Origin of the sequence: Mycobacterium uberis, assembly GCF_003408705.1 — a bacterium.
Taxonomy (GTDB): Bacteria; Actinomycetota; Actinomycetes; order Mycobacteriales; family Mycobacteriaceae; genus Mycobacterium; species Mycobacterium uberis.
Window position 1 is genome coordinate 247,093 of record NZ_QAYL01000002.1, and the last position, 12,860, is coordinate 259,952.

Sequence of the window (12,860 nt, forward strand, 5' to 3'; positions counted from 1 at the left end):
CTCAGTGGTGCGGATAGGGTTGGTGTTGCCCGACATCATGGGTACCTACGGCGACGGGGGTAATGCTGTGGTGCTACGCCAGCGGTTGTCGTTGAGAGGCATCACCGCCGAGATTGTCGAGCTTATGCTCACTGATCCAGTGCCCGAATTGCTGGACCTGTACACGCTGGGCGGCGCGGAGGACTACGCGCAGCGGCTAGCCACGAAACACCTAATCAAGCATCCAGGTCTGCAGCGAGCCGCGGCTCGCGGCGCACCGGTGCTGGCAATTTGCGCGGCGATGCAGGTGCTCGGCCAATGGTATGAGACGTCGTCAGGAGAACGAGTCGACGGCGTGGGCTTGCTGGATGTGACCACCTCACCGCAAGATGCACGTACCATTGGCGAACTGATCAGCAAACCGTTGCTGGTCGGCTTGAGCCAACCACTGACCGGCTTCGAAAACCACCGCGGTGGCACCGTGCTGGGCCCCGCGGCTACGCCACTGGGCGCGGTGGTCAAGGGTGCGGGTAACCGAATCGGTGACGGCCTTGACGGCGTCATTCAGGGCAGCGTGGTGGCGACTTACATGCACGGACCGTGCCTGGCCCGTAATCCCCAGCTTGCCGACCTGCTGCTGCGTCAGGTGGTGGGCGAGCTGGCGCCACTCGAGTTGCCCGAGGTGGAGTTGCTGCGCCGCGAGCGATTGGCGGCGCGGTAGACCTTCCGGCGCGGCACACCAGCGACAAATTTGCCGACGCCGGATTTGATAGCACGTACGTTATCGAAGCTGGCAGTCGCCTATCTCTCCAGATAATTCTACTTCAAGGCTTAAGACTGAAGTCAGACCATCGCTCGCCGTCCGGTCAGTGCACGACCGAGCGTCAGCTCGTCGGCGAACTCCAGGTCGCCGCCCATCGGCAGCCCGGACGCGAGCCGCGTCACGTTCAGGCCCGGAATATCACGCAGCATGCGAACCAGATAAGTAGCAGTTGCCTCACCCTCGGTATTGGGGTCGGTGGCGATGATTACCTCGGTGATGTCCACATCGTCGATACGCTCACCGATCCGGCTCAGAAGCTCGCGGATACGCAGCTGATCGGGACCAATTCCGGAGAGCGGATCAAGCGCACCACCCAACACATGATAACGTCCGCGGAATTCGCGAGTACGCTCCACGGCCTGGACATCTTTCGGCTCCTCGACAACGCACACCACAGATGCATCTCTACGGGTATCAGAACAAATTCTACATCGCTCGTCGTCGGAGACAGTGCCGCACACTGCACAGAACCGCACGCCATCGCGAACCTTCGCCAACACGGCGGTCAACCGGTCGATATCTTGCGGTTCAACCGATAACAGGTGGAAAGCGATGCGCTGCGCGCTTTTAGGCCCGATACCAGGCAGCTTGCCAAGCTCGTCAATCAGATCCTGGACCGGCCCCTCAAACATGTCGGTGCAAGTCAGGTTCCCGGCATGTAAGTCGGTGGGGTTGGCGGAGGTGTTGGACGCATAGCACCGGTCAGCGCGCCCAAGCGCTCCTGAGCCAGTTTGGTGACTTGCTTGGAAGCATCAGCCATCGCACTCACGATCAAGTCCTGTAAAATCTCAATGTCGCCGGGGTCGACAACCTTGGGATCGATGGCGACACTGACTACTTCCCCACTACCTTTGACGACGACCTTGACCAAGCCCCCACCGGCCTGACCATGTACCTGCGCGTTCGCGAGTTGTTGTTGGGTGTCCAATAACTTCTGCTGCATCTGCTGCGCCTGAGCGAGTAGCGCCGAGATATCGCCTCCGGGTTGCACGACAGTTCCCTCGCATCTTGGTCTCGAGTTGGTTTCGCCTGCGGAGATAAGGCGATTCGAAATCCCAGCCTAGACCGCACCACGCTATCGTTGCGCCGTGAACGCACGACTTAGCTTCCGTGTTGGGTTTCGAATAATTGTGAGTTTATTCGTCGCGGCCTCGACGGCAATCATCCCAACCGCGGCGGCTTATCCTTACAATCCCGCTAACCCGCCCACTATCACTGGCATGGCGGTGTTCATCGACCCCGGCCACAACGGTTCCAATGACGCATCCATCAGCCGCCAAGTGCCCACCGGTCGTGGCGGCACCAAAGACTGTCAGACCAGTGGCACGTCGACTAACACTGGCTATCAAGAGCACACCTTCACCTGGGACACCGCGCTGCTGGTACGCGCCGCATTGAATGCCTTGGGGGTACAGACCACTCTATCACGCGACAACGACACGGCGCTGGGCCCCTGCGTCGACGCGCGCGCCAACATGGCCAATGCATTTCACCCCAATGCGATCGTAAGCCTGCACGGCGACGGCGGCCCGGCTTCTGGTCGGGGCTTTCACATCAACTACTCTGCACCACCGCTCAACCCGATGCAGGCTGGGCCGTCGGTGAAGTTCGCCCGGATCATGCGCGACCAGTTACAAGCATCGGGCATTCCGCCGGCAAACTACATCGGCCAAAGTGGTCTGTATGGGCGTTCAGATCTGGCCGGCCTGAATCTGTCGCAGTATCCGTCGATACTGATTGAGTTAGGCAACATGAAGAATCCAGCCGACTCGACGTTGATGAAGTCACCCGAAGGCAGACAAAAATACGCCGGCGCTGTAGTTCGCGGCGTCACGAGCTTCCTTGCCACCCAAGACCAGGCACGCTGAACTCCCCCGCTGAGACTAACATTCTAACGCGTTCTTCAGGTTAGCCAAAACCTCAGCCTGGATCTTCTTCAGTGCCAGCGGCGCAAAGGTCTTTTCACAAAAGCCTTTGACACCGCCCACACCAGTCCAGGCCGTTTTCATCGTCACGCTGGATCCTGACCCCGTAGGAGCCACCGTCCAGCTAATGACCATCGACGAATTGGCGTCCTTCTCGATGACGGTGTGGCCAGCGACATCAACGTTAACCTGCACATCGCGAACGCGTGACTTAGTGGCATACAACTTCCACTTCGCAACAGTACCCGACCCTTGGCCACCCCGCACCACCTGATACTCACTATACTGCGAAGACAGGATCTTCGGGCGTATCTTCTGGTAGTCCGCCACCGAAGCAAGTGTGACCGCGGGGTCTACATTGATCAAGATCGTGTTAGCTGCGCTTACCTGTCCCATCAGGCGCGACTCCATCCATCGTGATTACGGCGTCCCGCACTCGACTACAGGGGCCGATACAAGGACTGTGGTCGTAGACTAGAGTATGTGTGGTGCCTGTCCAAGCATCTGCACTGGCTGTCTATAAATCTGGTGTCGAGCGGTTGTTGGCGAGCTATCAATCTATCCCTGCCAAGTCGCCCGTCCGACTCGCTAAGCCCACCTCAAACCTGTTCCGCACCCGTGCTAAACGTGATGCACCTGGCCTGGATGCGTCGGGGCTGACAGGTGTCATTAGTATCGACACCGAAGCCCACACCGCCGACGTTGCCGGCATGTGCACCTACGAGGACCTAGTAGCTGCTACCTTGCCTTACGGCCTTTCACCACTGGTGGTTCCACAACTGAAGACCATCACCGTCGGCGGTGCGGTTACCGGGTTGGGCATCGAATCGTCCTCTTTTCGCAATGGCCTACCACACGAATCGGTGTTGGAAATGGATATCCTCACCGGCACGGGCGAATTGCTCACCGTATCTGCAGACCAGCACTGTGACCTATACCGCGCCTTCCCCAATTCTTACGGGACGTTGGGATATTCAACCCGGCTTCGGATCACGCTAGACCCTGTCGCACCCTTTGTGGCACTGCGACACATCCGGTTTCACTCGTTGACTGAGATGGTTGCGGCAATGGAACGCATCATCGACACCGGCGGACGAGACGGCGTCCCAGCCGATTATCTCGACGGTGTGGTGTTCAGTGCTGACGAGAGTTACCTATGCATCGGTAAGCGGACCACAACCCCGGGACCGGTCAGCGACTACACCGGACAACACATCTACTACCAATCGATCCAGCATGATAGCGATGTAAAAGAAGACCGGTTGACAATCCACGACTACGTGTGGCGCTGGGACACCGACTGGTTTTGGTGCTCCCGCGCGTTTGGCGCCCAAAACCGGCAATTGCGGCGCTGGTGGCCGCGCCGCTTCCGGCGCAGTAGCGTTTACTGGAAGCTGTTTACTGTCGACCAACGCTTGGGCATCGCTGACCGAATCGAGGCACGCAATGGCCGTCCACCCCGCGAACGAGTAGTGCAAGACATTGAGGTACCGATTGAACGGACTTGCGAGTTCTTGGAGTGGTTCCTAGACAGCGTTCCCATTGCTCCAATCTGGTTGTGCCCGCTGCGACTTCGTGATCACAACAGTTGGCCGCTATATCCGATCCAACCGAACCGCAGCTACGTCAATATTGGGTTCTGGTCTTCGGTGCCGGCTGGCGCCACCAAGGGCATGACCAACCGCATGATCGAAGCCAAGGTCAGTGCACTCGATGGGCACAAGTCGTTGTATTCCGACTCCTTTTATACCCGCGACGAGTTTAACGAGCTTTACGGCTCGGAGTCCTACAACACCGTGAAAAAGATATACGATCCCGACTCACGTCTCCTCGACCTTTATGCGAAGGCGGTGCAACGACAATGACCACAACCAGATCTCCCGAGCGTTTCGCCCAGATTTCCGGCGGCAAACTGACCATGGCCGAAGTTCTGGCGATCTTGACAACAACTGGGCAACATCCGCTGAAGTTCACCGCGTATGACGGCAGTACAACAGGCCACGACGATGCCGAAATGGGTCTAGATTTATGCACCCCCCGCGGCGCCACCTACTTAGCCACAGCTCCAGGTGAGCTCGGTATTGCGCGTGCGTATGTAGCTGGTGACTTGCAAGCCCGTGGTGTCCATCCCGGTGATCCTTACGCGCTGCTCAAAACACTGACCGACAGAGTCCAATTCAAACGGCCGTCATTGCGCGTACTAGCCAGTGTTGTCCGCTCACTAGGTGTTGAGCATTTGCTACCGATCGCACCACCGCCACAGGAGACACCGCCCCGGTGGCGCCGAATCGCCGACGGCCTGCTGCACAGCAAGGCTCGTGACGCCGAGGCCATCCACCACCATTACGACGTCTCCAACACGTTCTACACGTGGGTGCTCGGACCCTCAATGACCTACACCTGTGCGGTCTACCCAAACGCCGAGGCAACGTTAGAAGAGGCTCAGGAGAACAAATACCGGCTGATTTTCGAAAAACTGCAGCTACAGCCCGGCGATCGGCTGCTCGATGTCGGCTGCGGCTGGGGCGGCATGGTCCGCTACGCCGCTCGGCGCGGGGTCCGGGTCATCGGCGTGACACTGTCGGCCGAGCAAGCGAGATGGGCGCAAAAAGCGATAAACGACGAAGGGTTGGCGGAGCTGGCACAAGTACGGCATTCCGACTATCGCAACGTATGCGAGACGGAGTTCAATGCCGTGTCGTCGATCGGGCTGACTGAGCATATCGGCGTCAAAAATTACCCGGCCTACTTTAACTTCCTAAAGTCAAAGTTATGCACCGGCGGTCTGCTGCTCAATCACTGCATCACCCGCAGCGACAACAAGTCGACCTCTTTGGCCGGAGGATTCACCGACCGCTACGTCTTCCCCGACGGGGAGCTAACCGGCTCGGGACGCATCATCACTGAGATCCAAGACGTCGGTTTGGAAGTGCTGCACGAGGAGAACTTCCGGCATCACTACGCGATGACGCTGCGCGACTGGTGCCGCAATCTCGTCGAGCACTGGGACGACGCGGTTGCCGAAGTCGGCTTACCCATCGCCAAAGTCTGGGGTTTGTATATGGCGGCATCGCGGGTGGCGTTCGAACGAAACAACCTTCAGCTGCATCACATATTGGCGGCGAAGGTCGAGGTGTGGGGTGACAACAGCCTTCCGTCGCGGCCTTGGTGGACGTCTTAGCCGTCGGCCATGTCAGTCAACCATTATCGATACAGTGGGCACCCAGTTCGTTTTGCAACAGTTCGAGCGCAACCTCTTCTGGGTCACTATTGCCGACTTCGGCGAGCATACTTTCCTCTCCTTCTTCGTCCTGCTGAGCGGGATCTCCGTCAGAAACCGACGCTTTCTTTCGAGCGGGTAGCTTGGCCACTCTCTCGCTAGAGAGTGGTGTACCCACAGCAGACACAGGTGCGCCAGCCTCGCATCGCACCCGCCAGTTCACACCCAGCGCGTCTTTGAGTGCTTCGGCAATGACATCTGCGTTGCGCTGTTCAGACAACCGCTTAGCCAGTGGCGCCGATCCGTGGGTCAACACCAAGGTGTTGTCCTCAACCGTGCGGACGGTCGCACCTGCCAACATCACCTCAGTGGTGCGGCTGCGCCTGCGTACCTTCTCGCGCACTGTCGACCACATGGTGCGTACCGCGGCCGCATTGGGTTCACCCGTGACAGGGGTTGGTTCGGCGACGGCTGGCAGCGAAGCCGGTTCGGAAGGTCGAGCATCCAGAGAAGGCTGGAGCGGAGGACTGGACTGGGCAACCTGCACGGGAGGAGTTGGCTGAGACGTGCACGCCGTCCAGACGGCGGGGAGTGACATATCCAGCCGGGTCTCGATTCGCTCGACGCGTTGCAACAGCGCTGACTCGGCGTCCGTGGCCGAGGGCAGCAGCAGTCGCGCGCAGACCACTTCGAGCAGCAAACGTGGCGTCGTCGCACCACGCATCTCTCTCAACCCGGCTTGTACCACCTCAGCGTAGCGGGTCAGCGTAGCGGGTCCGATTCGGACCGCTTGCTCTCGCATCCTGTCCAACACGTCCTCCGGCGCATCCACCACGCCACGGGCTGTCGCATCAGGAACCGCCTGCAGCACGATGAGATCGCGGAATCGCTCTAGCAGATCGGTAGCGAAGCGCCGCGGGTCGTGGCCAGCGTCGATCACCGACTCAACAGCACCGAACAACGCGGCCGCATCTTGAGCCCCAAGTGCATCGACAGCGTCATCGATCAGTCCAACGTCGGTGGCACCTAGCAGCTTCAGCGCCCGCTGGTAAGTCACGTAATTGCTCTCCGCGCCAGCCATCAACTGGTCCAGCACCGACAGCGTATCTCGGGGAGAGCCACCGCCGGCCCGGATGACTAGGGGGTAGACCGCGTCGTCGACAACGACGCCCTCCTGCTCACAGATGCTCCCAATCAACTCCCGCATGGTGCGCGGCGGCAGCAGTCGAAACGGGTAGTGATGGGTACGCGATCGAATCGTCGGCAGCACCTTCTCCGGTTCGGTGGTGGCGAAGATGAAGATCAAGTGGTCGGGCGGTTCCTCAACAATCTTGAGCAGCGCGTTAAAGCCGGCGGTAGTCACCATGTGCGCTTCGTCGACGATGAACACCCGGTACCGTGACTGGGCCGGCGCGTAGAATGCGCGGTCACGTAGCTCACGAGTGTCGTCCACGCCGCCGTGACTGGCGGCGTCGAGCTCCACCACGTCGATGCTGCCGGGCGCGTTGGGCGCCAACGACAAGCATGATTCGCAGACACCACACGGCGCCGCCGTAGGACCGTGCACACAGTTCAGCGACCGCGCCAGAATTCGTGCCGACGAGGTTTTTCCGCAGCCACGCGGCCCGGAAAACAGGTAGGCATGGTTGATTCGGCCGGCTTCCAAAGCGATAGACAACGGCTCGGTGACATGCTCTTGCCCCACCACCTCGGCGAAGGCTGCCGGTCGATACTTGCGGTACAGAGCCACGTCAGCAGGCTACTCAGGCCCGGTTCCGATGCGGACCCCGGAGGGTCCTCTGGGGGCAGGCAATCAAACCAAACCGCTGACTAACGCCCGACCGGTGTCGAGGAGGTTAGTACCGGGTTAAGTAGCAACTCGGAAGCCGCCAGCAATGCGCACGTCGCCAGCCCGTTGACCGCGTTACGGAGATCCGACATCGACAGAGAACTCGGCGCTACCCGGATGTTCTTATCCTCCGGATCTTTTCGGTGCGGGAATGACGCACCCGCCTCGGTAACTAAGATGCCGGCGTCTTTGGCCAGAGCAATAGTCCGACGCGCCGTTCCGGGTAAGACGTCGAGGCTGATGAAGTAGCCGCCTTGAGGCTCGGACCAGGAAGCAATCTTGGAATCGCCAAGCCGCTGTTTCAGGATCTCCAGTGCTAACGCGAATTTCGGCGCCAGTATCTGCTGGTGGCGCAGCATGTGCAGACGGACCCCGTTGGCATCGCCAAAGAAGCGCAGATGCCGCAACTGGTTGACCTTGTCGGGGCCGATCGACTTCTTCTCCGCGTGTTTTAGGTACCAGGCGATGTTGCCCAACGATCCGCCCAGGAAACTGACACCACCACCGGCGAAGGTGATCTTTGAGGTGGATGCAAAGACGTAAGGCCGATGCGGATTGCCGGCTTTAGCGGCAAGCCCCAGCACGTCGACCTGGCGGATGAAGTCATGCGTCAACGTATGCACCGCGTACGCGTTGTCCCAGAACAATCGGAAGTCGGGCGCCGCCGTCCGCATCTGAACGAGCCGACGCACCGTTTCCCAGGAATAGGTAACGCCGGTGGGGTTTCCGAACACCGGTACCGTCCACATCCCCTTTACTGCGGGATCGACGGCGACTAGCTTTTCGACCAGATCGACGTCGGGACCGTCGTGACACATAGGGATCGAAATCATCTCGATGCCCATAGTCTCAGTAATGGCAAAGTGTCGATCATACCCGGGAACCGGGCACAGAAACTTAACGCGCGTTTCGTCTTTCCAGGGACGTACCGAGTCCAAACCGCCGTACAACATCGAGAAGACGACCAGATCGTGCATCAACTCCAGGCTGGAGTTATTGCCTGCGATAAGGTTAGGTGTCGGGATGCCGAGCAGCTCCGCGAATATGGCCCGTAATCCGAGTAGGCCCTGCAGGCCGCCGTAGTTGCGGGTATCTACTTCCTCAGAGTCCCGGTAGTCGTCTCCGGGTAAACGCAACAGCTGGTTGGACAGATCGAGCTGCTCTGCGGACGGCTTGCCGCGAGTCAGATCCAAAGCCAGCTTCATAGCCTGCAGCTCCGCATAATCTTGCTGGTAGCGTACGTTTACGGCTGCAAGCTCGTCAGGGCTGAGGGAATCGAACGACACCAAATGGAATCCTTTCGCCGCCGAACATTGTGTGGCATAAGCAGGTTTTGGGCAAGGCTCGAGCATAATCGCTGGCTGCGGCACCCTCTCCCCCGAGGTATGGGGACCCCGCGCACCCGACAGAGCCCATTGACCCTTGCTGCCTTCCAGCCCTGGGGGAGTTCACAGGATAGACGCCGCACGGGGTCCATCGCGAGTCTACTACCATGGCGATCGCAAGCGCGGCGCAGCGGGTAGCCACGCATCTAACTTGGGTTGGTGCGGTCGGCGGCGGCCCGCCACACACGCGACCCGGCCCAGCGGTTACCATGGCCATGGAGGATTCGCCTAGTGGCCTATGGCGCTCGCCTGGAACGCGAGTAGGGTTGACAGCCCTCGCGGGTTCAAATCCCGCATCCTCCGCACTCGGTCGTCCTTTCAGACACAACCAGCTCTGGAGTTCGGATCGGGTCCGCCTCGGGACTAGCTTGAAGTCACCAGCACAAGGAGAGGTATGGGGCGCAAGGTCGCCACACTGTGGCACGGGTCATTTTCGATTGGCGCCGGCGTCCTCTACTTCTACTTTGCGCTACCCCGCTGGCCGGAGCTGATGGGCGAGACCACGCACACGTTGGGGACGACGCTACGCATCACGGTAGGCGTGATGTTCGGCCTGGCCGCACTGCCAGTGGTGTTCACACTGTTGCATACCCGCAAGACCGAGCTCGGCATCCCGCAACTGGCACTGTCAATCAGGATCTGGTCAATAGTGGCCCACGTGCTGGCCGGGGTATTGATCGTGGGCAACGCAATCGGTGAAATCTGGCTTAGCCTCGATGCCGCTGGACAGTGGTTGTTCGGGATTTACGGAGCCGCTGCGGCCATCGCGGTACTCGGCTCCGCCGCTTTCTACCTATCGTTCGTCGCCGAACTGCCGCCGCCACCACCAAAACCGATCAAGCCAAAGAAAGCCAGCCGACGACGTATTCGCCGTAGGAAAGGTCACAAGGGTGACGGATCTGATGCCGAAGAAGCCGAGGCTAGCGAGCCCACAGAGGTTGCAACGCCAACACAAGCCGAAGAGGTTACCGCGGAGAACCCGCAACCAGCACCCGCATCGGGAAAGCAGGAAGAACCTGACGAGCCCCCGGCCAATAAGGCCGAAGAAACCAACCAACCGCGACGCGGACTGCGTAACCGCCGCCCGATCGGCAAAGTGTCACATCGGCGCAAACATACCCACGGCAGGATCGCGGTCGAGGAATAGCAGTCTAACTAGGCAGTAAGTCGCGATGCCGCGGCAGTTCGACGGAGTTCGCGATGCGTAGACGCGTGTGGTCCGCCTTCCACAGCTGGCGAACCTCGTGGTCAATGCTGCCATCCTCGCAGATCCAGGCCAGAGTAAGCCCACAGTTGGGCTTTCTTACGCCTATAGACATCGACCGAAATCTCGCCGAGTTCTGGCTCTTCGGCGAGATCTTCAGCGATGACGTGATTGGCAAATCCGACCGTGACAGCCTCGAGCCCCTCGATAGGTACGGCCGCCAAGTAGCACTTCCTCGGCGCTGTCTCCGCACACGTAACGCACCACATCGAGTATGGCCGGTGGGAACGGCACTCCGACGCGGACCTCAGATGCCCCGATCTGCGTATCGGAGCTCAACAGGCTACGATCGCACGCACAGGCCATCACACACCCGCCCGAGATAGCGGCACCATTGATTGTGGCCACGTTCTACCGTGGATAACAGAACTGGCCTCAAGCACGTTATACAGCGCCGGTATCGGCCAATCGGTGTAGCCAACCCCACCCGACAACATACGATTGAGCTCGACTTCAACGCAGAACACCCGGCCAGCACCGGTGACGACGAGTACCCCGTCACCCGAACATTGCAACTAGCGGATAGCATCGGTCAGCACTCAACGTCGAGGGCGTTAACAGGCCCCGACGAAACGGCCAGCACCCGCACCGTTCCTGCGCTTGGATTTCAATCCTTAACACCCTCCAGAACATTACGCCTGGCTAGCCCAATCCCGGCTACCGGCCTTACCCGGAATGGAAGCCGATACTATTCCCAGCGAGCGAAGATAACCGGAATGTCGGTGTTCTCATTGGTGTAATAACTCGCGCACACTCGATGGCAGCCGTCGGCGATCTCTGTCGTGAAGTCACGACGGAGCAGCAGGATGGGCGACAGCAGCTTGCCTTTGCTGATTTTGGCTTGATACGACGCAACGTGAGGATTGTCAACAGGTAGCAGACGTAGCTGTGCTGTCCGAAGAATGTTTTTGGCCTTGCTTATGCACAACGGCTCCGGCCTGCAACTGCTCCATCAGCTCTCTGACAGAGTGCATGTCCGCAAGCAAACCAAGGTAATCCTCCTCCGCCACCGGAAAATCATGTGCCCCAGGCTTTTCCAGCCATTTTACGCCCACCATCGGATGTCTCCCTCTATCTGGCGCCCACCACCCCACATTGCTAGGACGGGTTGAAACGCTACGCCCGTAGCGAGGTACCATACTGGCTTGATTTCAAGCAAATTAGGATCAACAGCAACTCACGCTTAAAAAAACCTTTTCGCGGCAGCCATCTACTAAGTTTGAATGCGGCCTTGGTGATCTGCATCAAGGCTAGGCAGCACGATATACCGATGAGGCACCAGAACGTCAACTTCCTGACATGCGGCTGATTAGTCGCACTCCGGGCAGCGAACGTTCCTCAGTCAAGCCGCCGATTCTCTATGCTGAGCGCAATATCAAAAGGTATCACGTGGTGCAATAGAGCACCGGCAACATCAGCAAAAGCTTACTGCAATCGGTCGTCTCCAACACCGCGCTTGGACTGGTCGGGTATTATTCTTGATCATCGGAGAAAGCCGGCTGCTACGCGGACGGACTAACTAGCATACCACAGCTGGGTGTGACCACAACCAATGATGTTGACGCGTTGCTCACCTTCAAATCGGACTGCGTGGTGTACCACCCGATGTGGATCGACGTTGACGAATTGGTCCGCATCACTTGTCCTCCGGCATCAACGTGGTAACAACAGCGCCCTTATTAATCCCCGAAAATAATCTCGGCGACGGTCGCGACCGGATTCTTCCGGCCTGCACGAAAGGCGACTCGACAAGCTTAGGATCCGGCGTCAGCATCGGCTTAGCTAAGCTGTTAATCTTCGTGTCTGTTAACCCTCGTGTCGACCCGGGTCGACAAGGTCACCCGGCGAACACCAACTTTCTAAGACTCACCGGCCACAGAGAAGCCCGCGGGATTTGGCCAGCCGATCGACCATCCGCAGCTGCCGGCGATTACTGAGCAGGGCACAGCCATCTTCAGCGAAGCTGTACGGCTGGTGGCCGACACGCTCGGTGTCGAGCTCGACGAGGTTCGTTACGTAGCCGAATAGGCACAAACCACCACCAGGAGTCCTGGACGATAGCCACGGGACACGTGGTCAGTGTATCTACAAGCTAACAGGGAATAGTTAGCGCAAATCTGTGGTGGAGCTCAACGCCCAGTGGGGCAAGGCACACAGACGAGCTAGACTAGATGATCGACCAAGACGGTTGGGTCATCAGATCGACGGGCGGCAGACAGTAGTGAATAATGTCGGCTGTCGGTCGCCACCACACTTCCATGCCGAGACCATCACCGATTTCACGGTGCTCAGGCACATCGTGACGGTGATACCCGCCATCAACGCGATCCCGACCATCGTTGCCGCGACACCCGACATTATCACGTGCTATAAAGATACCACTGACACTTCTGCGCGGCATAATATCAAAAAGTT

Annotated in this window: 12 protein-coding genes, 1 tRNA gene, 1 other RNA gene and 2 pseudogenes; 7 read left to right on the forward strand and 9 right to left on the reverse strand. The window is 59.1% G+C overall.

What is annotated here, in order from left to right; all coding sequences use genetic code 11:
* The first annotated feature begins 4 nt into the window (after positions 1–4).
* The gene (locus MUBE_RS03275) at positions 5–700 is read left to right on the forward strand and encodes a type 1 glutamine amidotransferase (protein WP_207801641.1); all 696 of its coding nucleotides are present in this window, start codon (positions 5–7) and stop codon (positions 698–700) included.
* A gap of 122 nt (positions 701–822) precedes the next feature.
* On the opposite strand, the gene recR is transcribed toward MUBE_RS03275, so the two are convergent.
* Together recR and MUBE_RS03285 are read right to left on the reverse strand one after the other, a co-directional pair.
* Positions 823–1,434, reverse strand: coding sequence for a recombination mediator RecR (gene recR, locus MUBE_RS03280; RefSeq protein ID WP_116539460.1), 612 nt, complete (start codon positions 1,432–1,434; stop codon positions 823–825).
* Positions 1,435–1,445: 11 nt separating this feature from the next.
* A complete protein-coding gene (locus tag MUBE_RS03285) occupies positions 1,446–1,793 on the reverse strand; it encodes a YbaB/EbfC family nucleoid-associated protein (protein ID WP_116539461.1) in 348 nt (115 codons plus the stop codon).
* Positions 1,794–1,890: 97 nt separating this feature from the next.
* Here MUBE_RS03285 and MUBE_RS03290 point away from each other — a divergent pair, with 97 nt between their 5' ends.
* The gene (locus tag MUBE_RS03290) at positions 1,891–2,670 is read left to right on the forward strand and encodes an Rv3717 family N-acetylmuramoyl-L-alanine amidase (protein WP_207801634.1); all 780 of its coding nucleotides are present in this window, start codon (positions 1,891–1,893) and stop codon (positions 2,668–2,670) included.
* Positions 2,671–2,685: 15 nt separating this feature from the next.
* On the opposite strand, the gene MUBE_RS03295 is transcribed toward MUBE_RS03290, so the two are convergent.
* Entirely contained in the window at positions 2,686–3,123 is a 438-nt protein-coding gene (locus tag MUBE_RS03295; RefSeq protein WP_116539523.1) for an SRPBCC family protein, read from the reverse strand.
* Between the two features lie 89 nt (positions 3,124–3,212).
* Here MUBE_RS03295 and MUBE_RS03300 point away from each other — a divergent pair, with 89 nt between their 5' ends.
* Both MUBE_RS03300 and MUBE_RS03305 read left to right on the forward strand, forming a co-directional pair.
* Positions 3,213–4,592 carry an FAD-binding oxidoreductase gene (locus MUBE_RS03300; RefSeq protein WP_116539462.1) on the forward strand — a complete coding sequence of 460 codons (1,380 nt, stop codon included), beginning with the start codon at positions 3,213–3,215 and terminating at the stop codon, positions 4,590–4,592.
* Positions 4,589–5,908, forward strand: coding sequence for a class I SAM-dependent methyltransferase (locus MUBE_RS03305; protein WP_207801635.1), 1,320 nt, complete (start codon positions 4,589–4,591; stop codon positions 5,906–5,908). The genes MUBE_RS03300 and MUBE_RS03305 overlap by 4 nt, the downstream gene beginning before the upstream one ends.
* 16 nt (positions 5,909–5,924) lie before the next feature.
* Here MUBE_RS03305 and MUBE_RS03310 read toward each other — a convergent pair whose 3' ends face one another.
* The 3 genes from MUBE_RS03310 to ffs form a co-directional block, all read right to left on the reverse strand.
* Positions 5,925–7,697 (reverse strand): DNA polymerase III subunits gamma/tau, encoded by a 1,773-nt coding sequence (locus MUBE_RS03310; RefSeq protein WP_116539463.1) that lies wholly within the window; start codon positions 7,695–7,697, stop codon positions 5,925–5,927.
* Positions 7,698–7,777: 80 nt separating this feature from the next.
* The gene (locus tag MUBE_RS03315) at positions 7,778–9,082 is read right to left on the reverse strand and encodes an aspartate aminotransferase type Ic (protein WP_116539464.1); all 1,305 of its coding nucleotides are present in this window, start codon (positions 9,080–9,082) and stop codon (positions 7,778–7,780) included.
* Between the two features lie 97 nt (positions 9,083–9,179).
* Positions 9,180–9,274, reverse strand: an RNA gene (ffs, locus tag MUBE_RS03320) — signal recognition particle sRNA small type.
* 124 nt (positions 9,275–9,398) lie between these two features.
* On the opposite strand from ffs, the gene MUBE_RS03325 reads away from it, so the two are divergent.
* Positions 9,399–9,484: transfer RNA gene (locus tag MUBE_RS03325), tRNA-Ser, on the forward strand.
* Positions 9,485–9,575: 91 nt separating this feature from the next.
* Complete coding sequence (gene lucA, locus MUBE_RS03330; protein WP_116539465.1) at positions 9,576–10,328, forward strand: lipid uptake coordinator LucA; 753 nt, start codon at positions 9,576–9,578, stop codon at positions 10,326–10,328.
* A 101-nt stretch (positions 10,329–10,429) separates the two neighbouring features.
* Here lucA and MUBE_RS16945 read toward each other — a convergent pair whose 3' ends face one another.
* From MUBE_RS16945 to MUBE_RS03340, 3 genes and pseudogenes are all read right to left on the reverse strand, one after another.
* Positions 10,430–10,609, reverse strand: a complete 180-nt coding sequence (locus MUBE_RS16945) for a hypothetical protein (RefSeq protein WP_243632799.1) — start codon at positions 10,607–10,609, stop codon at positions 10,430–10,432.
* Positions 10,542–10,751 (reverse strand): Clp protease/crotonase-like domain-containing protein, encoded by a 210-nt coding sequence (locus MUBE_RS16950; protein ID WP_243632796.1) that lies wholly within the window; start codon positions 10,749–10,751, stop codon positions 10,542–10,544. The genes MUBE_RS16945 and MUBE_RS16950 overlap by 68 nt, the downstream gene beginning before the upstream one ends.
* A gap of 382 nt (positions 10,752–11,133) precedes the next feature.
* Positions 11,134–11,503: pseudogene (locus tag MUBE_RS03340) on the reverse strand (hypothetical protein).
* Between the two features lie 355 nt (positions 11,504–11,858).
* Here MUBE_RS03340 and MUBE_RS03345 point away from each other — a divergent pair.
* Positions 11,859–12,844 (forward strand): annotated as a pseudogene (locus MUBE_RS03345) (dihydrodipicolinate reductase); the annotation flags it as partial.
* Positions 12,845–12,860 lie beyond the last annotated feature (16 nt).

What these genes read in the sequence shown, in the direction of transcription:
- recR (WP_116539460.1), bottom strand. Translation starts at nt 1,434, where the DNA reads ATGTTTGAGGGGCCGGTCCAGGATCTGATTGACGAGCTTGGCAAGCTG.
- MUBE_RS03295 (WP_116539523.1), bottom strand. Translation starts at nt 3,123, where the DNA reads ATGGGACAGGTAAGCGCAGCTAACACGATCTTGATCAATGTAGACCCC.
- MUBE_RS03305 (WP_207801635.1), top strand. Translation starts at nt 4,589, where the DNA reads ATGACCACAACCAGATCTCCCGAGCGTTTCGCCCAGATTTCCGGCGGC.
- lucA (WP_116539465.1), top strand. Translation starts at nt 9,576, where the DNA reads ATGGGGCGCAAGGTCGCCACACTGTGGCACGGGTCATTTTCGATTGGC.
- MUBE_RS16950 (WP_243632796.1), bottom strand. Translation starts at nt 10,751, where the DNA reads ATGGCCTGTGCGTGCGATCGTAGCCTGTTGAGCTCCGATACGCAGATC.